The organism is uncultured Fibrobacter sp., from assembly GCF_937877005.1.
GTDB lineage: Bacteria > Fibrobacterota > Fibrobacteria > Fibrobacterales > Fibrobacteraceae > Fibrobacter.
Genome location: NZ_CALEFV010000286.1, coordinates 15,444 through 36,861 on the forward strand (window position 1 = coordinate 15,444; position 21,418 = coordinate 36,861).

The window sequence follows — 21,418 nt, forward strand, 5'->3', positions numbered from 1 at the left end:
ACGCCGCCAAAAGCTACATCACCCCGGTTTCGAGGCCTTTTACGGGGATATAGCGTATGGAACCGTCCGGAGAGATAATCATGGCCACCCCGGCCATGTAATTCACCCATTTCCATTTTTCGTAATACTTCACGTTCGCGTGCCCGTTTGTCGTGTAAGCGAGCAGGGGCACCACCAAAAAATCGTGCGTACACATGATGTTCACTCGTTTCATGGTCGCAAGATTTGCAAGCACATTGTCCTTGAGCAATTCCTCGCTGCGAATTTCCAAATCGTAGAATGCATCCGAATACGCGCCGGTAAAGCCGTATTTGGAATACACCACCCATCCGCCGCCATCGGAATTCATGTAACTCTCGACCAAAGCGTCATCCTTCACATACCAGTTGCCATCCATGTACGGTAGAACATCGAGACTGTAGTCGCTTTGGCCCTTTCCCTGGGCGATATTTTCGCAGGTTTCCTGGGTACGCGTGTAGCCCGAATAACCGTAATAGAAATCTTCCTTGGCAACGGCAGCAAATCGCGCGCCCAGATCGCGGGCGTACTTTTTCCCGTTATCGGTCAAGTGGCCACTCGGACCCGTATCATCGGTGCGTTCGCTGTGACGAATAATGAATACCGCCTTTTCGTCGGATTTTAGATTCGCATACACTTCCACTATATCGGTGAATCCGTCCGCTTCCTGCGGAGTCGCTACACGCCAGGCACCGGCATCGTAAATGTAATAGTTGTCATGAATCACGCGACCTTCGCGAATTTCCCGATCATACGCACCCGGGCCAAATCCGGCCGTATCCTTTTCCATGGGCTGCGCAACGCGCCACTGTTTCGAACCCGCATCACAGATAAAGCGCACGGTCGAATGATCCGCATGTTCATAGTCATTCGCAAAGCATGCGCTCTGTCCCTGATTCACATAGGTGACTACGCCCGAATTCGCATCGGTGCAGGGCTCAAAGCCATACGCAAGCGGGATAAAGGCCCGCATGTAATTTTCAAAGTTGGGAACAGGTCCGATTCCCCATGACGAGACATTGTTACGGATGTCATTGTATTTCCAGGAAGAATCCAGACCCACGACCCAATCCGCAATCTTGATTTTCCAGTTAGGATCATTCCATACTCCATCGCCCCTGATATCCTCGGCAAAATTATTCACCAGATTCATCATCTCATTTTCGTCGAAGCCCGCCTGAAGCATCATCGACATGGCCAGAAGCGCCGCATTGTACTCGGTATTCCCCGTCAAGCTCAAGTCCTCGGCATGAGGCTTGTCGGTACGGCCATCCGTAAAATAGTTCTGCGAATAGAGTTGCACCGTATCTACCCCGAACGCAGCAAAAAATTCCCTTTCCGCCTGACCCGTCACGGAATCCAGATGATTCATCAGAAGTTGCTGTTCACGCGGAATACGAAGATGCGTCAATACATTTATGTTCGCATTTAGCGGGTTACACGTATTTGCCGACAGCGTTACGGGGCTGTCCGAAAAACGACCGTTCGTACCATTTCTATAAAAACCCGTCGCCGTAATCTTCACGCAGGACGCGTTGGTGCTGACATTATTCAGGACATACTTTCCGTCATTACTCAGGATACAGCCCTCGGCAACACCGATCGATTCATTGTCCAACGCGGCAATTTTCACGCTCGTTCCAAAAATAAACGGTCCCGATGTCGCAAAAGCAGTCCCGCTAAAAGGCGCATGGCGATATCCCGTCAGCATGACCGTATCCGGATCAAAATATTCCGGGTGTTCAATCTTGTCCACCGCATGCAAAAAACCGTCACTGCAGGTAATGCTGAAATCTGTAGAGTCTGCGGCACTACGCCATGTTCCCTTCACACAGAAATGGGGCAGATTGTCGTTGCGCACAAAGAACGCTCGACCTTCCCGACTCGCATCGCAGGCAGGCAAATCACCCGCCCCCTGCACCATCAGGGTATCAAAAATTGAAGGCCGAACTTCTGGTTCACCGTTTTCCGAGCGAGCCGTCTGTCCCTCATCGCCCTGACTCACCGCATTATCATCCGAACCGCAAGACAGCAGCAGAAACGGCGATAGGAAAAATACCGCACTAACAAACCGCCCTATCGAACACCTGTTTTTCAAATTCATCTACCAACCAAATTATTTAGTCATCGTTCCAGAATCGAGTCCCCTGACTGCATAAAACACGCGAGTGCCATCCGGCTTGAGGACGATGGCTATGCCTGCAAGATAATTTAGCCAATTTTTATTCACGTGATATTTCAAGTCTATATTCCTAGACGACACATACAGCACTAGGGGAACCATCGCGACATCATGCGAAACAAAAAGGCCCACCGACTTTTCTGACTGAATCAGCGCAGGAATCAGAAAATCGTCAATCAGTTCCGTACTGCGCATTTCCAAATCGTAGAATGCATCCGTATAGGCATTTTCGTACACCCACTTGGAAGCGGCCTTCCATCCGTCGCCGGCATCCTTCTTGGCCTTCTTGTAGGCTTCCGCATCCTTGACATACATATCGTCATTCAAAATCGAAAGCGTATCGGCAAGCGTATCCTGTTCATCACGCCCCTTGGCAATGTTGTTGCAGGTCTGATGCGCACGGACATATTGCGATGCCCCGTAATAAAATGTCAAATCGCTCTTGAGAATCCGTCCAAGTTCCAGAGATTGACTTATTCCATTTTCATTCAATGGTCCCGTTATCGAATAGTCGCTACCGCGTTCTGCATGACGGAGCACCAGGATAAGTTTCTCGCCCTCGGCCAAGTCTTTCGCGACAGTCTGGATCGGGACAAACTCCTTGACGGCGGAATTGTAAATATACTGGTTATTCCAATCCACCTGAGTTGCAGTACGCCACAAAAGCGTTTTCGAATCGCAGATAAAATGACGGTTTTCTTCGTTGATGGTCGTCGACTTGATGACATCCGAGTTTTCACGGGTACACTTGCCAAAGTAATGTTCCGGATCGAACAGGACAATACTATCGACCACATGGACGCTATCGACGATATTCAAGCTATCGATGACATGGATACTGTCAATGACATTTATACTGTCTATCATATTGATAACGCTATCAATGACATTCAGACTATCGACGATGCGAACACTGTCCACCACATGGATACTGTCAACGATATTCAGGCTGTCAACGACATTGACCTGCACACTGTCGACAATACGGACGCTGTCTACCATGCGGATGCTGTCGCGGACAACGACCGAATCACGGAAGGTCACTTTTTCGGAATTGTCGGAACTTCCGGTGCTGTCCTCACAAGAAACCAGCGCAAACAGGAGCAATGCGCCAAGCAGAAAACCAATCCCTTTTCCGTATTTCATTACCTTACCTTAGAGTCCCTACATCGTCATTGATCCCGACTCTAGCCCCTTCACCGGCACATAACGAAGATTTCCCTTCGAATCCATGATAATGGCAATTCCCGCCAGGTAATTCGCCCACTGTTTCGTATCAAAATAGCGCCAGTTGACCTTTCGGTCCGAACAGTAGGCCGTCAAGGGCACGACAAACGTGTCATGCGAAATCCAGACGCCTACGCGCTTCACGTTAGCAAAGTGCGGCTTGACTATTTCCTGTAAAAACTGTTCACTGCGTTCCTCAAAGTTGTAAAAAGCATCGGTACATATTCCACCCTTGTAGGCATACGCCGAATTGACATTCCAGCCGCCTCCGTTTCCGCTCTTGCAGCTCTCGTAGCTGGAACTGTTCTTCACGTACCATTCGCCGTCTAGTTCCTCTATCGTATTTTCCGTATAGGTTGTCCCCGCTCCGATAGCGATATTCTCGCAAGTTTCCTTGCTACGCGTATAGGTCGAATTCGCAAAATATATCGATTCGCCCTTCAGCTTTTCGCCCACCGACTGGGACTGCGCCTTTCCGTCATTCGTCAGATGTCCATTCTTTCCCGTGTCATTGGAACGTTCCGCGTGGCGCAGGAAAAAGACGACCTTTTCGCCCGTCTTGAGCCCCGCATAGACATCCTTGATATCGGTGAAGTCCATGATGTCATCGGGAGTTGCCGCACGCCACTTTTTCTGTTCGTATATATAGAACTTGTCCGTATTGACGCGGCCATTCTTGAGCTGTCCCTCATATTCACCCGCACCAAGGCCATAGGTATCCTTTTCGACATCGGTCGCTGCACGCCACTCATGCGTCGTGGCATCGCAGATAAAACGGACTTTCGGCCCCGGCAAATCATAACCGGATACAAAGTAGGCGCTCAAGCTATTGCTGATAAACTTCACGGAATCTGCATTGAACGAGTTACATTCGCCAAAGTTATAGACCGTCGTCCAGAAATGCCTCAAGTGCTTCTCGAACTCGGGTACATCACCTAGCCGCCAGGAAGCAATGTTATTGCGAATTTTAGCGAAGGATCCGCTCGTGTCAAGCGCCATGAGCCAGTCCGCCAGGTCCGCCTTCGCATTGTTATCATCCCAGTTGCCATTTCCCTTGATGCGTTCGGCAATCCCGGCCGCATACTGCAGCATGTCGTTTCCGGAACCCTGACGCTGCATCATGATCGACACCGCAAGCAGGGCACCACTATAGTCGCTACCGTCAAAGAGGCTCACATCTTCGGCCGCAGTACCGTCCGTGACGGTCGTCTGCTGTTGTTGCTGCTGACCAAAGCCCCAGTTGCCAAAACCAGTGTTGCCGCCACCCGTCGACGAGCCGCCCAAACGGATTTCGAAGGAAGAAAGAATTTCACCGAGCGCCTGCGACTTGAACAACCCAATAGGCTGATTGTTACCTGTATTTTCAACAAGTTTCATGACACGAGGTGCCGCCATGTGAGTCAGCATATTCACGTTCACGGAATCGCGTTCGCTCATATCCACGACCGCGTTCAAGGTAACAGGCGTAGCGGAAAGGCCTCCCGTCAACTCATTGCGGAAATACCCGCTCGCTTCGACACGCACATAAGGGGAAACGAGGTCGACGCTATCGAAACTAAAATTGCCATCGGCATTCAGGATACATGTTTTGTGAATTCGCCTGGAATCTGCCAGGCGCTGCATGCTATCCAGTTCAACAATTTTCACGGACGTTCCGTAGCGGAACGGTCCCTTTTGGGCGACCCCCATGATACGGACGGCAGTCCTGCGCGGCACCGCCGTAGAGTCATCGATAGACGGCGTATTGCCGTTAAGATTTCCCCACGGATTCATGCTCACGTCTCCGCCCGTGGAGGTTTCGTCATCCTCTTCGCCAACGGTCAACACGCCATTGCGACAACCGATCCTAGAAATCGTCGATACGGTTTCCGATTCCACCCACGAACCGCCTAGACAGAAATAGAGCGTATTTTCGCTTTCGACCATGAAGGACTCGCCCTCGATCGCGGCAGTACATTCGGGCAACCGGTTCACGTCCGTTACGGTCGTCGTATCAACAATCAGCGTATCCTCGATTACGGAAACCGGAGCAGGCGACGAGCTAGACGAGGAACCTCCATCGGCAGATATGTTGCCACTGGATATCGGGTTACCTAGGGAATCATAAGCGACTACTCCGCTGGAACGATAATCCGAGAGGGAATCCTGACCGGCGCTAGATTCAACAGCTAATTCGTCCGGACTCGAAGCAGAGCTGTCCGAACCACAGGCGACCAAACACAGGGCGGCCCACAACAAGGGTATAATCAAAAAAAGGCGAATCATTTCGTCGTTCCAGTATATCTTACCGGAATATAAAAAGGCGGAGAAAATACGCCAATTAAATTTTTCTAAACATGGGCTTTAGAGGCGAAAAATCAAATCATTTTCCCCGTTTCCAGGAAACGCGTGTGCATTTCGAAGGCTCGAGAAAGGGCGACCGGGATATGGACACCCTTAGCATGCTTCAAACTATATTCCAGGAAATCCGTCAAAGGTTCGCGATAATCGGGATGGGCGCAGTTCCTGATAATGAGCCGCGCACGTTCCTCGGCAGCAAGACCACGCAAGTCTGCAAGCCCCTGTTCCGTCACAAAGACCTGCGTATCGTGATCCGGGTGATCCAGATGGCTCACGTAGGGCACCACCGAACCGATAGCACCATCTTTTGCCACGGAAGGCGTCATGAAAAATCCAAGGGCGCAGTTGCGCGCAAAGTCCGCCGCTCCACCGATGCCGTTCATCATCGACGAACCTGCAACAAGCGAACTGTTCACATTTCCAAAGATATCGACTTCAAGAGCCGTATTCATCGATATCACGCCGAGACGCTTGATGACATCGGCGCTGTTGCTCACTTCCTGCTGGCGAATGATCAGGTGCTTTTTCCATTCCGCACTGTTTTCGACAAACTCTTCTTGCGCCTTTTCAGACAAAGTAAGAGCCGTTCCTGAAGCGATACCGAGTTTTCCCTTTTTAAGAAGCGGGAAAACGGCCTCCTGAATGACTTCGGTATACAAGTCGATTGTTCCGAGGCGGTCATCGTCGGACATTGCACTGAGAACCGCATTCGCCACCTTACCCACGCCACTCTGGAAGGCTAGTCCCTTCGGAAGCCGGCCACGAGTTTCTTCGAAGCGGATAAAGTCTAGAATGCGTTCGCCAATATTTCTGGAAATCTCATCCGGTTCCACGAACGGATTGACCTCGTCCAGACGGGATGTTTCAACAATGGCCACAACCTTACTCGGGTCCACCTTCACAAAGGAATCGCCGACGCGGTCTCCCGCACTATAAATCGGAAGCGGTCTCGCATGCGGCGGCAATTCCGGCAAAGCCACATCATGTATTCCCGTAAAAGAATCCCCTAGACGCATATTCAATTCTAGGATTATCCTGGGAGCCATATCAAGATAGCAGGCGGAATTTCCGCCCGAAGTCGATAGGCACACGCGACCATCGGGCAATATGGCAGACACCTCAACAATCGCTACCGTCGGAGCGGGAACCGCACCCGTACGGACCAAGTAACCCATCTTACCCAGATGGGCATCGATATACTTGATTTCGCCAGAATTGATCGCCTTGCGGAGCGACGAATTACTCTGGTAGGGCATGCGTAACGAAATTGCATGCGACCGGGCCAGGGCTCCGTCACAGCTATCGCCCGTCGATGCACCCGAGAAAAGCGTAATCTTAAAAGTTTTTCCTTCGGCATGCATTTGCTCGGCACGGGCGGCCAATGCCGATGGAACTTCCTTGGGGTAACCCGCTAGCGTAAAGCCAGATACACCCAGCACGTCCCCATCGTTAATCATTGCCGCGGCATCGGCAGCCGAACACTTCTTCGAGTCAATCCAATTCATAGTGGCTAAAAAATAAATAAAAGTGGCTAGTGGTTGGTGACTAGTGGTTAGGAATGTAACAAGAACATTCAACATCCCTGTTTACTCACCACTGTTTACTGTCTACTATTTTCTATTTTCCTCTTCGTGAAGCATTTCATCAAATACAACTTGATTGGCGTCATGAACACGCTCATCACCCTCGCCTCGGTTTGGGTGATGCACCAGCTACTTGACTGGAACCTAGAACTTTCCAATTTTCTCGGGTTCGTTTTTGGCGCCATCAACAGCTACCTGATGAACCGCATTTGGAATTTCAAAAGCCACAACCGCAAACGAGGCGAAATCGTACGATTCGTAATCGTCTTCATTGCCGCTTATCTGCTAAATCTCGCAACCCTCGAAGCCACCGTCTACGCGCTCAGCACAGCCCAGTGCAAACCATTCACCGAATTCATTTCGCAATTCATGAAGCCCGGCTTCTTCGCAAACATTGTCGCGAACGGCGTGTACGTGATTGCAAGCTTTACACTATACAAGAAATGGGTTTTCAAAAAATAAGCTACGTCATTGCGAGCGAAACAAAGTGAAGCGCGGCAATCCAAAACGAAACAGGCCTATTTATACTTTTACTATAGATTGCTTCGCCCCCTACGGGTTCTCGCAATGACATACAAAACAAAAAGGGCTCGCTTTAAAGCGAGTCCTTTTTTGCTGCGTCGCAGCAGTTTATTTCAAGAATTCCGATTAGAACGGTACGAGTTCAACGCGGCGGTTCTTGGAGCGGCCCTTCTTAGTCTTGTTGTCGGCAATCGGCTTATCAGAACCGAAGCCCACCGCGCGAACGCGATCAGAGGAAATGCCGTTCTGCAGGAAGTAATCCACCACGGCCTGGGCGCGTTCCTGAGAAACTCTCTTGTTCGCTTCTTCGGAACCCGTGTTATCCGTATGGCCCTGAACTTCCAGGTTGGCCGTACTGAACTTCTTCATCAACTTGACGATATCGTTCAAGGTCTTGTAGCTCGACTTGGTCAGCTTGGTAGAACCCGTCTTGAAGTTAATGCCCTTCTTCAACTGTTCCAAATCTTCCTTCTTGTTGAGCGGGCAACCCTTCTTGTCGATGCGGACACCTTCGAGAGTGTTCGGACACTTGTCAATAAAGTCGGGCACACCGTCACTGTCGGAGTCTACCGGGCAACCCGTGGAATCGACACCGGCACCCTGCGGGGTATTGGGGCACTTGTCGAGACCGTCATAGACACCATCCTTATCTTCGTCCTTGCTGCAGCCCGTAGAATCGACGGGAACGCCGACCGGGGTGTTCGGGCACTGATCAATTCCATCAGGAATGCCGTCCTTGTCGTAATCGAGCGGGCAACCGGTATTGTCGACAGAAAGACCAGCCTTGGTGTCCGGACACTTGTCAAGAGCATCGGGAACGCCATCCTTGTCGGCGTCAGCCGGGCAACCCGTAGAATCGACAGCCACGCCCTGCTTGGTGTTCGGGCACTGGTCAATAGCATCAGGAACACCATCTCCGTCAAAGTCACCTTCGCAACCTTCGGCATTCACTTGAGCTCCTTCGCGGGTTTCCGGACACTTGTCAAAAGCATCGGCTACGCCATCCTTGTCCGCATCAGCCGGGCAACCGAGGGAATCAACCGGGAGGTTGGCCGGAGTATTCGGGCACTTGTCAAACGCATCGGCTACGCCGTCCTTGTCCGCATCGGCGCCACAACCAGTAGAGTCTACAGGCAGACCGGCAGGAGTATTCTCGCACTTATCGATGCCATCATAGACGCCGTCCTTGTCCGTATCCTTCGGGCAACCGAGAGAGTCTACCTTCACGCCAGCCATCGTATTCGGACACTTGTCAAGGACATCGGCTACGCCATCCTTGTCGAAGTCCGGTTCGCAACCAGTAGAATCGACACCGGCACCTTCGCGAGTGTTTTCACACTTGTCAATGCCATCAAAGATACCATCCTTGTCGGAATCGATCGGGCAGCCCACGGTATCAATCGTAGCGCCCGCCGGAGTATCCGCACACTGGTCCAGACCATCCGGCATGCCATCATTATCGGAATCAACCGGGCAACCCACAGAGTCAACCACAGCCTTGTTCGGAGTATGCGCGCACTTGTCATCGCTGTCCGCAACGCCATCGCCGTCCTCATCGCTCTTCGCATTGCCGCCAAAACGCCAAGTGAGGGCGGCGGTACCTGCAATCGTCGGAGTCGGAGCATAGCCATAGTAATTCTTGTTGCCATTTTCGCTCACATAATGGACAGTATGGCATTCAACGCCATCCATCTCATCGGCGCCGTCGTAACCAAGGTTACCCAAGGTACGGATAGCAATATCCAGACCCATTGCAAAGTCGATATTCCACGGCAGGTGGAAACGGATACCCGGAGTCAGGAGCATCGGATCGTCCATCGGATCGCGGCGATAGGCACCGTCCTCGACACGCATTTCACCAGAATATTCCACAAAGATGTCCATCCAGCTGGTCGGCATCACGTTCACGCCCGTACCATAGACCAGGGTGTTCGTTCCGTCGCCAGCATAGACAAAGCCCACATGGGTATTCCACAAGACAGGCACCCCGAGTGCACCAAAATTCAGGGAGAACACCAAGGTTCCGGCAAAGTTGAATTCATCAGATGTATAAGGGTTAGTCACACCGGCATCGTCATTCAGATACCAGGCATGGCGAGGGCGCACACCGGCCCCTGTTTCACCCGTCGGGATATAGACATCCACCATGGCGGCCAGAGCAAACACGCTCTTGGCGTTACCCACGATACCGGCCTTCAACCATACATCCAGGTCACCACGGCTAGGCTTCCAGAGGTCGCTTTCGCCTTCACCCTTCAAATTCGCATGGTCGTAATACAGCGGGATCGCAACGCCCAGGTCCAGGAAATTCAGGAGACCGATGGCGGCATGGACATTTCCCGAAAGAGATCCGGCCATTTCGTGAAATTCGCGCTTCTGATTCGCCACATTGATGATACCACCACGAGAATGGGACCAGGAGTCAAAAGACACATCGCCACCCGTACCGAGTTCGACGCCCCACTGGCCCAAAGTATAGGCATTCTGTTGATGGATGCCAGAAGTTCCACCCATTAACCCAGACTGGGCAAAGGCGAGACCTCCGGCGACCAATGATAAAGCAATGATTTTTTTCATTGATACCCTCACATGTCTTTATTACATTTCGTTCTCAATGTAGTATTTTAGGAACGGAAAACCCCATTGTGATTTTACTCACACCCCTAAAATCATACAAAAAGCAACCAAAACTCCTTGTTAGGCATCAAAATAGCGATTATGAACCCAATTTTGTCCATACAGAATATCCGCCGCGATTTCAAGATGGGTGACGAGACCGTCCACGCGCTGCGTGGAGTTTCTTTTGATATCTACCCCGGCGAATTCGTGACCATCATGGGCACCAGCGGTTCTGGCAAGTCGACCATGCTGAACATTTTGGGTTGCATGGACAAACCCTCCTCCGGGCAGTATATTCTGGACGGGGAGCACACCGAAAAACTCAAGCGCGACGCACTCGCAAAAATCCGCAGCCAGAAACTCGGATTCGTGTTCCAGAGTTACAACCTCCTGAGCCGCACCACGGCCATCGAGAATGTAGAACTCCCGCTTTTATACAATTCGAAAATTTCGGCAGCGGAACGCCACCGTCGCGCTATCGAGGCGTTAAAGATGGTCGGGCTTGAAGACCGCATGAACCACTTGCCGAACCAAATGTCGGGTGGCCAGCAGCAACGAGTCGCCATCGCCCGCGCGCTCGTAAACGACCCGGTCATCATCTTGGCCGACGAAGCCACCGGAAACTTGGACACGCGCACCAGTTACGAGATCATGATGATTTTCCAGAAGCTGAACCGCCAAGGAAAAACAATCGCCTTCGTGACGCATGAACCCGACATCGCGACTTTTAGCGGGCGCACCATTACGCTGCGCGACGGACTTTTGAAAAAAGATGTGAAGAATGAATCCGTTCAAGACGCCAAAGCCGCCTTCGAAGCGCTCCCACCCCCGGAGAATTTTGATAATTGATGATTGATAATGGATAATTGACGATGTCCCCACTAACTCTCATAAAAATCTCCCTCCGCGCCTTGTTGCGTAACCGCATGCGCACCTTCCTTTCGGTGCTCGGCATCGTGATCGGTGTCGCGGCAGTCATCACCATGGTCGCCATGGGCGAAGGTTCCAAAAAATCCATCAAGGAACAGATGACCGCCATGGGCACGAACGCCATCATCATCATGCCAAACCGCGACCGTCGCGGCGGCGTGCAAATGGAATCCACCGAATCGCTCGAAGAAGCCGACGTGATTGCTATCCGCGAAAACGCCACCTACATTAACGGAGTCTCGCCCATGATAACCGTAGGCGGGCAGGCCATTGTAGGCAACAACAACTCCCCCACGGCATTGAGCGGCGTATCGGCCGACTACCTGAAAATCCGCAACTACGAAATCGAAGACGGCGTCATGTTCGACGACCAGGCAGACCGCATGGCCAAAGTCTGCGTCATCGGCCAGACCGTCGTGAAAAACCTGTTCCCCGAAGGCGACCCCATCGGCAAAACCATCCGCTACAAGAGCATTCCGCTCAAAGTCATCGGTACCCTAAAGGCGAAAGGCTCCGGCGATTTCGGACAAGACAACGACGACGTGATTTTTACACCCTACCAGACGGTGATGAAGCGGTTCAACGCCACCACGAACATCCGCCAGATTTATGCGAATTCCATTGGCGAGGGCTACGCGGTGCAAGCCACCGAAGAAATCATGGGAATCCTGAAGGAGCGCCGCAGCTGGACAAAGCCCACCGACCCCTTCCGCGTTTTTACCCAAGAAGAAATGATCCAGATGGTCACCAGCACCTCGGACATGCTCTCGCTGGTGCTGACCGCGATTGCAGGAATTAGTTTGTTTGTAGGCGGCATCGGTATCATGAACATCATGTACGTGTCGGTGACCGAACGCACCAAGGAAATTGGCCTGCGTATGGCTATCGGTGCCCGCGGCCGCGACATTCTGTTGCAGTTCCTTTTTGAATCGGTCATTATCAGCCTGCTCGGCGGCGCCATCGGGATCGCCCTTGGCATTGCCGCTTCCGAGACGGTCAAGATTGCCATGAACTGGCCCATGAGCGTGTCCATCACGAGCGTTATCGTGAGTTTTGGCGTGTGCTTTGCCACCGGAGTCTTTTTCGGGTGGTACCCGGCCCGCAAGGCATCTCGCCTGGATCCCATTGAAGCCTTAAGGTTCGAATAATAACCAACAACTGTCTATTTTTTCTAAAAAAGCATTTTTTATATGCACATCACACCCTTTTTCTGTATATTTAGGACATGAATCTGCTTGAATTTTTACAACCGATGCCGGTCGTGGGCATTCTCCGCGACATTCCCCAGGGCGCCGAAGAAGCATGCGTCAAGACCGCCGTTGAATGCGGACTCAAGGCGATTGAAGTCACCATGAACACCGCAAGCGCCGAATCGATTATTGCAGCCCTCAAGGCCGCCGCAAAGCCTTACGGCATTGCCGTAGGTGCAGGCACGGTCCGCCACGGGAGCGACCTCGACAAAGCCATTGCCGCAGGTGCCGAATTTATCGTGACGCCCAATACCCGCAACGAAATCATCCGCCTTTCAGCCACGGCCCGCATCCCGATTATTCCGGGCGCGCTGACACCCACCGAAGTGCAAAAGGCTTTCGACCTGGGCGCCACCGCCGTAAAGATTTTCCCGGTGAACTGCGTGGGCGGCCCCGAATACATCAAGGCGCTGCGCGGGCCATTCCGCGACATCCCGCTCATGGCATGCGGCGGCGTGAACCCGGAGAACGCCGCAAGCTACTTGAAGGCCGGCGCAAACCTGCTTTCGTTCGGTGCAAGCATTTACGACCCGAAGCTAATGACCGCAGGCGACTGGGCAACCATTGCCGAGCGCCTGAAAAAGCTCCTCGCTTCGATTAAGTAGACGAATCCATTTAGACAAAAAAAGTCCCGCTCAAGCGGGATTTTTTTAGATCCTTCGACTCGTTACACTCGACCCAAAGGGCATAACTCAACTAGAGAACTAAAGTTCTAAGTTTCGTTTAGCTCAGGATGACACTTCTGTCTACTGCCTACTTTTTCCTCATTTCCTGTTTCATCTTGTACATGGAGACATCTGCGCTGTGCAACATGTCGTCCATTTCCTTGTAGTCTTCGCTAGAATGCGCGATGCCAAAAGCGAAGGAAGCCTGTTTGTCGACGATCGTAATCTCCGCAACAGCCTTCTGCATGCGTTCGGCACATACGAATGCACCTTTCTTGTCGGTCTCGGGGCAGAGCACCATGAATTCATCGCCACCCATACGGAACAGGAGGTCCGTTTCGCGCAATATTCCCTGCACGGCATGAGCCACGGAACGCAACAGAAGGTCCCCTGCCTGATGCCCGTATTGGTCATTCGTACTCTTGAGGCCATTCAAATCAAAAAAGATAATGGCAAACTGCGTCCCGTAGCGTTTGCATCTCGAGAACCATTCTCGCAGCGAAAACATGCCATGTCTACGGTTGAAGCACCCCGTCATATCATCGGTCAAGGAAATATCCCTCAGGTTGCGCAACGAACGAGAAAGACGGATATGCACATTCACACGAGCAAGCAGGATATCCGAAATGGCGCTCTTGCTTACAAAATCCGACGCACCCGCCAAGAAGCCCTTGGCAACGCTATCCGAATCCTCGCGGCTCGTGAGGAACACGACAGGAAGGTCATCCAGGGCGTAACGCTGTCTAATCTTGAGACAGACATCGTAACCATTCATGCTAGGCATGTTGATGTCGAGCAGAACCAGGTCAACCATGTTTTCGTTCAGGAAATCGAGAGCCTCTTCGCCCGAAGCCATGCAGACGACCTTGTAGCCGACCTGCGTCAGCAGGTCACTCGTTTTAGACAGGACTTCGGCATTGTCGTCCACTATCAGGATTTTTTCTTCAACCATAAACAGCTCCTCTTCGTCCTAGGACGAAGGTTTCTCCGTAAAATAATATTGTTTATGGCAAAATGCCACCGCCGGGCATTTTTTTTACAAAACGAGCCCTAAAAAGGCAGAAATTCCAATGCAGGGGCACGCTCAATCAGTCCGAGCGACGCTGCATACTCAAAAAACACTGAAAGGGAGCGCTTGCGCTCGTCGGTAAAGCGGTAATCTAGAGCCGAATAGTAATTCTCGATGACGGAACGGGGCAAATCAACCGGATAGCGCCTTAACCACCGATCCAAGGCGAGCGACGGGTTGGCTCGAAATTTTTCGACACTTTCGCGAGTCCAGCACAGGTAATCCTTCAAGGACTGCACTAGATCGGGTCGCAAGGCTATCTTGGATACAATCCAGGCACCGAAGACAAACGGCATTTTCTGCCAATCCTGCCATAGAGAGCCTAGATCGTAATCGTAGGCAAAACGATGTCGTTCATTTTCTTCTAGCGCCTGGTCCCCGATCAGAAGACAGGCATCGTCGTCCGGCAGGCAAGATCCCCGCAAGTATTCGGGTTCGACCCCAAAGCGTTCCTGCAGCAATATCTTCAAAAGGTTCACTGACGTCATGCTCTGCGCCGTCAGGCGCAGCTTCTTGCGCGACAGTTCCCCTATCGGATATTTTGCAAACAACTTAACGGAACGGACTTCAAAGGAGCAAGAGGTACAAATATCCGGTGCGAGAACGAAGTCGCCAGGCTTCTGCGCAAAGGTGATCGACGATGCCGGAGACAGGTGAATCGAGCCATCCTTCAGTCCGGCGCAATGAAGACTCGGAGGACCGTCCAGGAATTCGATATTGCGAAATTCGGATTCCCGTCCTATAAAGTCATGAAAAAACGGCGCACAGACCAAAAATGGGATTCTTCCGACACGTAAAGCCATGCAAAAAAGTTAATTTTTCGGCACGGCCTGCAACAGGGCCGAAGAACAAATAACAGAAAAATAACCGAAATTGGCTAAGGTATAATGGCTGTATTCCATGTAAAGAAGACATCGCTCGGCGACGACCAGACTTCTCTGGTGTTCAAGGGCAAGATTGTTGAAGGGCCCATCAGCAAGGGCATGACCATAGAAATTCCCGTCACTCAAGAGGCGGTGGTCAGAATGAAAATTTTCGATGTCGTCCTGTTCGAAAAACAGAAGGACGAATCCAAGAAAGTTGGTTTGGTCGTCGATTTCAAGGACCTTCCCGATGACATGGAAGTCATCATGAGCTTGAACATCGCCGAAGAAGACCTCACGATCGTAAACGAATAAGGCAATTCAGCCTTTTCAAAAACGGATGATACAATGAAAAAAGAAAGACTACGGGGAGTGAATTTGGGTGGATGGTTCAGCCAGGTAGACTGCATCCAGGAAAAAGATCCCGTAGGTTTTCCGGGGATCATCCCACACATCAAGACGTTTATCGGCGTCGACGATTTCAAGCGCATCCGCAACGCGGGGTTCAACCACGTGCGCCTGCCGGTAGACTACTTCAATCTTTTCGACGAGGGTACGCTTGCGCCCAAGGACGAAGTTTTCGCTCTTCTGGACAAGGCTCTCCGGGAAATTCAGGCTTGCGACCTCGACGTCATTCTCGATCTGCACAAGTGCCCGGGACATGACTTTCACCTAGGTTGCTCCCAGGAACAGCCGTTCTTTGCTAGCGCCGAAGCCCGCAAGGACACCGCAAAGGTCTGGGCCTACATGGCCGAACGCTACAGCAGCGAACCACGCGTAATGATGGAAATCCTGAACGAACCCGCCGCTGCGGATTCCCTGGTTTGGGACAAAGTAAAAGACGAAATCTTCTGGGCGATTCGCAAGCACGCCCCGAAGAACACCATCGTGGTTGGATCCAACAAGTGGAACAGTGCCCGCGAATTCAAGTATCTGACTCCGCTCGACGACGACAACGCCATCTACAGTTTCCATACCTACACCCCGGTGACATTCACGCACCAGCACGCAGCCTGGATTGGCGATCCGTTCTTCCACATTGACCGTCCGTGGCCCGGCGACTACGCCGCTCCCGCTCCCGACGCAAGCGGAAAGACTCGCCTCGATGTCGAATACGGCAAGTGGGACAAGGCTCGCTTGCAGGAAAGCATCCAGAACGCTCTCGACTTCCGCGCGAAGTACGACCTGCCCGTCGCCTGTAACGAGTTCGGCGTCTACGTGCAGGTCGGCCGTGAGCACCAGATGGCATGGATGCGCGACTTCATGGAAATCCTGCGCGACGCAGACGTCGGTTACAGCTACTGGAACTACAAGAACCTGGACTTCGGCATCATCTCGAAGGGCGAATCGCTGCACGAAAACCTCAAGCAGTACGACAACCCCGAAAGGCTCGACTACGAACTGATGGAACTATTGGCCAAGGGCTAGAAGCGTCGCCGAAAATAAAATTAAACCATCAGCGTCAAACGCTGATGGTTTTTTGCAAACGGGCAAATAGGCCTTTATTTTCCGGCAGCCTTTTTGAGCATCTCGCGACGCTGTGCTTCCGCAAGCATACGGGCCATTTCAAGACGGCTATCTTCCTTTTCCTTGCGCTTCGTTTCTTCCTTGCAGTTCACGCACTTCGTTGCAGTCGGAACGGCAATGAGACGAGCCTTGGGAATGAGTTCGCCGCATACTTTGCAGATACCGAAGGTACCCTTCTTGATACGCTTCAGGGCCTCTTCGAGATACACCAGATACTTACCCTCACGGGCCGCCAAGGAGAAATTCGTTTCAAGGGCGTTATAATCGGTAGCAAGATCGGCGCTGTTCGATTCACCACCTTCGCCAGCCTGTGCCTGATTCTTGAAGGATTCCGTCTTGTCAAAATCCGTCTGCGCCGTCACGATCTGGCGGCGTTTCTCGATAAGCATGTCTTCAAAAAACTTCAGGTCTTCATCGCTCATTTTTACAGGTTTCTTCTCAGCCATGGTATTCTCCTTAGTTGCTATGGCACACAATCTACCGATAAAGTCATAAATAACTTTTTTTTTCGGGAAAAGGTAAACTTTTTTAAAAAATATCGATATTCAGCTTGACGCCGTTCTTTTTTATATCGTTTTTAAACTGATCTATGTCAAAAATAAGCTTATCCACTTCCTTGGCATACTCCGAAGTGGAACCAAGAAACAGGCCGATATTATTGTCGGTACGATCCAGCTTTTCAAACACTTCATCTCCATACTGCTTCAGGGACTTCACCCTTTCCAGCAATTCATTAGTACGGTCAATCAGCGAGCTCACGGTATCAAGCTTTTTCCGACCATCGGCCGAAATTTCTCTCAGGATCGTCTTCGTCTGGCTAAGGGACCCATCCAGTTGATCCAGTATTCCGGAAACCTGTTCCTTCCACGCCTGGACATCACTCTTGGTCAGATCCACAATGCGCCCCGCCTTTTTCACCGTCCTCTGCACGCTCTTCCCGGCCTCGCCCACCGTGATGGAATCTACAAAAGCCTTGAGCGTATCCCTGATTTCGGAAACATCATCCAGAATCATCGCAAGTTTCTTGCCGACACCGGTCATGCCTTCGTCATAATGACCAATCAAGGTATCTCCGGGAGCGATCAGCTTGTCGCTGTCCCCCGAGAGGATGCACATTTCGCGTTCACCCATAAGGCCCGAATTGATCAGCCTGAACTCCGAATTGACCGGAATCCTCGTCGATGCCAGGACCTCTACGGTCACGTAGACGGCATCTTCCGTCAATTCAACCTTGGCAATCTGACCACACGAAATGCCACGGACTTCTACACGGTTTCCCGGCGAAAGCGTTCCGATGGCATCGTAGGAAACGACAAACTTGTACCGGTCGTGGTACGGACTCGACGGATGCAGATAGTACCAGGCGCCGGCGCAAGAAACCGCAATCACCGAAAAGACGATGAACGGCAAGAGGTTTTCTTTGACGAGGCGCGTGAATCTATTCATAGTAAGACCAATTCTGATAGTCGAAATCTAATAAATCATCGACATACTCGCCCTTGGCCTTGGCCTTAATCTTTTGCATTAAGGCCTCATTGAAGTCCTGAGCCACGTTCTGGCCACTATATTTCATCAAAGTATTCATGGCAATGACCTCGGAAATAACCGTCAGGTTCTTGCCCGGAGCGACTGGAATGACCACCTTGGGAATCTTGACTCCCATAATTTCTTCTTCCTGCTCGTTGAGCCCCGTGCGGTCGTAACCGCCATCACGCTGCCACTGCTGGAGTTCCACGATTGTCTCGATTTTCTTGACCTTGCGGATAGCATGGATACCGAACATCGAACGGATATCGAGGATTCCCACGCCACGGATTTCCATGTGATGCCTAATTAGCGGATCGGGGCGGCCGATAATGGAACGGCCCACGTTGCTGATATGCACCACGTCGTCGGCCACCATGCGGTGTCCACTTTCGACAAGGTCCAGCACGCATTCCGACTTGCCCACATTGCTGTCGCCTACATACAGCATGCCGACGCCGTAGACATCGACCAGGCTTCCGTGAATAATGGCATGGGGTGCAAAAAATTCTTCGAGGATTCGCTGGGCGGCCTTGTTGAACTCGTAAGTATGCAGCGTAGTCGAGAACAGCGGTATGTTCAGTCGTTCGCACATCGCCTTGAGTTCCGGGTGTGGCATCTGGGAATGCGTCACCACCCACATGGGCGCCTTATATACAGACAGATTCTCAAAAACACGGGCACGAGCCTCGGGGCCAATCGACTCCAGGTAATTCCATTCGGTATGACCCACCACCTGAATCTGCTGCGAGCTATAGACCTTAGTGTAGCCCGCCATCGCGAGGCCCGGTCGATGAATACCGCTTTCAGCTATCGGGGAATCCAGGCACGATTCCGGAGAATGGCAGGCCATCTGCAGGTCCTTGCCATAACGCAAAAAAAAGTCCCGCACCAGGAGACGTTCCCGGTGCAGGATCTTGATGTCTTTCAATCTTGACTCAGCCACAATCTTAACCGATTATACGACTTCGGAAACGGGCTGGGCTCGATGATCATTCTGCTTGTCGTTAGCCTTTTTCAGCTGAACCTTGATGCGTTCAAGAGTCACGTCGACCGCCTTGCCCATGTTTTCTTCGTCGGCGGAAGCCACTACCTGCGAACCGGTAATATTCACGGTGATTTCGCAATGGCGCTGGTGTTCCACTTCGTGATCGAGAATGACGGAGGCACTGGTGATATTCGGGTAGAATCGGGCTAATTTATCCATTTCTTCTTGAATACGATCCTGGAGTCCGGCAGAAGCATTGAAGTGACGTGCAGAAAACTGAATATCCATGATATAACCTCCATAAAATAGGGTTCATTCGCGAGGCATCTACCTCACGTCTAGAGTATATACATCTTTTTTTGTTCAAAAACAAAGTTTTTTTTCATTTTTTTTAAGAAAAGTCTATTCCAAGTTGGAATATGGCGTTCCGGGGCATATTTTAGAAGGTTCTTTTACGCTGATTTGCCGGCAAAATGCGCAATTCCTTCTCGCGATACTTGGCCACCGTACGACGAGCCACCTTGATTCCCTGCTCCAAAAGCTTGTCCGAAATTGCCTGGTCCGAAAGAGGCTTTTTCTTGTCCTCGTTATCTACAAGGTTCCTGATGGCATCGAGAATGGTCGCCGAACTGAGTTCTTCGCCGTCCACAGAGTCATCCTGCTTGACACCCGAAGTAAAGAACCTCTTGAGTTCGTAAATTCCATAGGGCGTGTCCACATACTTACCGTTAATGGACCTATTCACTGTACTTACATCGCGCTTGATATCGTCAGCAATATCCTGCTGCACCATCGGCTTCAGAAAGGCGGGTCCCTTGGTAAAGAAATCCTTCTGACGCTTAAAAATCGCGCGCATCACCAGTTCCATAGTCGAGTAACGGTTGTCGAGAGCCTTCATGAACTCTACCGCCTTGGACAAATGCGTCTTTACGTATTCACGGTCCGACTTCGATGCGCGCTTGTCATCGAGAATCGCCTTGTAGGTCTGGTTAATGCGAAGTCTCTTCATCAAGGGAGAACGCACGGATTCTATTTCCATGCGGCCATGCTTATCGACAATCTTCAAATCCGCAGCAACGAGCTGCACACGAGAATTAGACAGCAGGAAACCGGGATGTGGATTGAGACGGGCAAAGCTCGCGACAACCTGCTGCACATCTTCGGTGGAAACACCCAAAGTCTTGCCAATCTTTGCATAGCGTAGCGAAAGCAGGTCATCGTAGCACTTTTCCAGAATCGTGATACCTAGCGGCGGGAATTCTGGCATAGCGTACGCCTGAATCAAAAAGCATTCCCTCTGGTCACGGGCACCTATGCCACGCGGGCTAAATCCCTGCAGAACATGAATCGCTTCGCGGACCGGCAAGGATGCGTCTTCAAGCACTTTTTCTCCACGAATGACCGCCTCGATTTCATTGATAAAGGGATCATCGGAAAGATGGAGCGGAGCCATTTCCGGAGTACTAGCCTTCAAAAAGCCGTCTTCGTTAACGGAGTCAATCAAATACTCCACCAGCGACCGAAACCGTTTCTCGGAACAATCGTGCCTTGCCAACTGTTCCAGAAGTTCATGAGTACCCGACCAAAGCAGCAGCTGGTCTCGGAGACTATCCTGCAGGCTCTTGCCGTAATCCTTGATGGGACGGTCCCACTCCTCGTCCGAATCGTTAGAAGGCGCGTTCAGATCCTTGAAAGGGGCGTCCTCATTCATGGAGCCATCCTTCAGGTAACGGTCGTAATCGATATCTCCGCTATCGTCTCCATCTAGGAAACCGCTGTCCGTCATGGCGCTGTCATCTAGCGAAGAGGAATCGTAATCGTCATAGTTGTCGCCCAGGTCGTCGGTCTTGAGTTCCGCTCCGGATTCGGGAAGTTCGTCATCGCGTACTTCACGTTCTTCCATCGGGGCGGAATCATCGAGCTCCAAGAGAGGATTGCTTTCCAGTTCCTCCTTGATTGCCGTATCGAGTTCCAGGGAATTTTTCTGCAAGATCGTCACGAACTGACGCAACTGCGGCGAGAGAGTCTGCTCCAGCCGCTGGCTTGTACCAAGTTGCATTCCAAGATTCATAGGGTTTCCTAGACGATAGACGAAAGACGATTGACGAAAG

At 51.5% G+C, this 21,418-nt stretch carries 18 protein-coding genes; 6 read left to right on the plus strand and 12 right to left on the minus strand.

Annotated elements, in window-relative coordinates:
- Positions 1-13 precede the first annotated feature (13 nt).
- From Q0628_RS12695 to Q0628_RS12710, 4 genes are all read right to left on the minus strand, one after another.
- Positions 14-2,023 (minus strand): phosphoglycerate mutase family protein, encoded by a 2,010-nt coding sequence (locus Q0628_RS12695; protein ID WP_298771526.1) that lies wholly within the window; start codon positions 2,021-2,023, stop codon positions 14-16.
- Positions 2,024-2,134: 111 nt separating this feature from the next.
- On the minus strand, positions 2,135-3,346 hold the full coding sequence (locus Q0628_RS12700; protein ID WP_298771528.1) for a histidine phosphatase family protein: 1,212 nt from the start codon (positions 3,344-3,346) through the stop codon (positions 2,135-2,137).
- Between the two features lie 18 nt (positions 3,347-3,364).
- Complete coding sequence (locus tag Q0628_RS12705; RefSeq protein WP_298771530.1) at positions 3,365-5,692, minus strand: histidine phosphatase family protein; 2,328 nt, start codon at positions 5,690-5,692, stop codon at positions 3,365-3,367.
- 92 nt (positions 5,693-5,784) lie between these two features.
- Complete coding sequence (locus tag Q0628_RS12710) at positions 5,785-7,272, minus strand: acetyl-CoA hydrolase/transferase C-terminal domain-containing protein (protein ID WP_298771532.1); 1,488 nt, start codon at positions 7,270-7,272, stop codon at positions 5,785-5,787.
- A gap of 126 nt (positions 7,273-7,398) precedes the next feature.
- Between Q0628_RS12710 and Q0628_RS12715 the strand changes: the two genes are divergently transcribed.
- Entirely contained in the window at positions 7,399-7,812 is a 414-nt protein-coding gene (locus tag Q0628_RS12715) for a GtrA family protein (RefSeq protein WP_298771534.1), read from the plus strand.
- Between the two features lie 186 nt (positions 7,813-7,998).
- Here the strand turns inward: Q0628_RS12715 and Q0628_RS12720 are convergent, their stop codons facing one another.
- Entirely contained in the window at positions 7,999-10,449 is a 2,451-nt protein-coding gene (locus tag Q0628_RS12720) for an OmpA family protein (RefSeq protein WP_298771535.1), read from the minus strand.
- A 141-nt stretch (positions 10,450-10,590) separates the two neighbouring features.
- On the opposite strand from Q0628_RS12720, the gene Q0628_RS12725 reads away from it, so the two are divergent.
- The 3 genes from Q0628_RS12725 to Q0628_RS12735 all read left to right on the plus strand — a co-directional run bounded on the left by Q0628_RS12725 (position 10,591) and on the right by Q0628_RS12735 (position 13,276).
- Positions 10,591-11,340: an ABC transporter ATP-binding protein gene (locus tag Q0628_RS12725; RefSeq protein ID WP_298771537.1), complete on the plus strand. Its 750-nt coding sequence runs from the start codon at positions 10,591-10,593 to the stop codon at positions 11,338-11,340.
- 23 nt (positions 11,341-11,363) lie between these two features.
- Positions 11,364-12,569: an ABC transporter permease gene (locus Q0628_RS12730; protein ID WP_298771539.1), complete on the plus strand. Its 1,206-nt coding sequence runs from the start codon at positions 11,364-11,366 to the stop codon at positions 12,567-12,569.
- A gap of 77 nt (positions 12,570-12,646) precedes the next feature.
- Positions 12,647-13,276, plus strand: coding sequence for a bifunctional 4-hydroxy-2-oxoglutarate aldolase/2-dehydro-3-deoxy-phosphogluconate aldolase (locus tag Q0628_RS12735; protein WP_298771541.1), 630 nt, complete (start codon positions 12,647-12,649; stop codon positions 13,274-13,276).
- Between the two features lie 148 nt (positions 13,277-13,424).
- Here the strand turns inward: Q0628_RS12735 and Q0628_RS12740 are convergent, their stop codons facing one another.
- Together Q0628_RS12740 and Q0628_RS12745 are read right to left on the minus strand one after the other, a co-directional pair.
- On the minus strand, positions 13,425-14,288 hold the full coding sequence (locus Q0628_RS12740) for a diguanylate cyclase (RefSeq protein ID WP_298771543.1): 864 nt from the start codon (positions 14,286-14,288) through the stop codon (positions 13,425-13,427).
- A gap of 98 nt (positions 14,289-14,386) precedes the next feature.
- Positions 14,387-15,208: a menaquinone biosynthetic enzyme MqnA/MqnD family protein gene (locus Q0628_RS12745; RefSeq protein WP_298771545.1), complete on the minus strand. Its 822-nt coding sequence runs from the start codon at positions 15,206-15,208 to the stop codon at positions 14,387-14,389.
- Between the two features lie 84 nt (positions 15,209-15,292).
- On the opposite strand from Q0628_RS12745, the gene Q0628_RS12750 reads away from it, so the two are divergent.
- Positions 15,293-15,583 carry a hypothetical protein gene (locus Q0628_RS12750; protein WP_298771547.1) on the plus strand — a complete coding sequence of 97 codons (291 nt, stop codon included), beginning with the start codon at positions 15,293-15,295 and terminating at the stop codon, positions 15,581-15,583.
- Between the two features lie 33 nt (positions 15,584-15,616).
- Positions 15,617-16,696: a glycoside hydrolase family 5 protein gene (locus Q0628_RS12755; RefSeq protein WP_298771549.1), complete on the plus strand. Its 1,080-nt coding sequence runs from the start codon at positions 15,617-15,619 to the stop codon at positions 16,694-16,696.
- Positions 16,697-16,770: 74 nt separating this feature from the next.
- On the opposite strand, the gene Q0628_RS12760 is transcribed toward Q0628_RS12755, so the two are convergent.
- The 5 genes from Q0628_RS12760 to rpoN all read right to left on the minus strand — a co-directional run bounded on the left by Q0628_RS12760 (position 16,771) and on the right by rpoN (position 21,378).
- A complete protein-coding gene (locus Q0628_RS12760; RefSeq protein WP_298771551.1) occupies positions 16,771-17,241 on the minus strand; it encodes a TraR/DksA C4-type zinc finger protein in 471 nt (156 codons plus the stop codon).
- An 82-nt stretch (positions 17,242-17,323) separates the two neighbouring features.
- On the minus strand, positions 17,324-18,241 hold the full coding sequence (locus Q0628_RS12765) for an MlaD family protein (protein WP_298771553.1): 918 nt from the start codon (positions 18,239-18,241) through the stop codon (positions 17,324-17,326).
- Positions 18,234-19,250 carry an HPr(Ser) kinase/phosphatase gene (hprK, locus tag Q0628_RS12770; RefSeq protein ID WP_298771555.1) on the minus strand — a complete coding sequence of 339 codons (1,017 nt, stop codon included), beginning with the start codon at positions 19,248-19,250 and terminating at the stop codon, positions 18,234-18,236. The genes Q0628_RS12765 and hprK overlap by 8 nt, the downstream gene beginning before the upstream one ends.
- Positions 19,251-19,277: 27 nt before the next feature.
- Positions 19,278-19,595, minus strand: a complete 318-nt coding sequence (gene raiA, locus Q0628_RS12775; protein WP_072979834.1) for a ribosome-associated translation inhibitor RaiA — start codon at positions 19,593-19,595, stop codon at positions 19,278-19,280.
- A gap of 151 nt (positions 19,596-19,746) precedes the next feature.
- Entirely contained in the window at positions 19,747-21,378 is a 1,632-nt protein-coding gene (gene rpoN / locus Q0628_RS12780) for an RNA polymerase factor sigma-54 (RefSeq protein ID WP_298771558.1), read from the minus strand.
- Between the last annotated feature and the right edge of the window lie 40 nt (positions 21,379-21,418).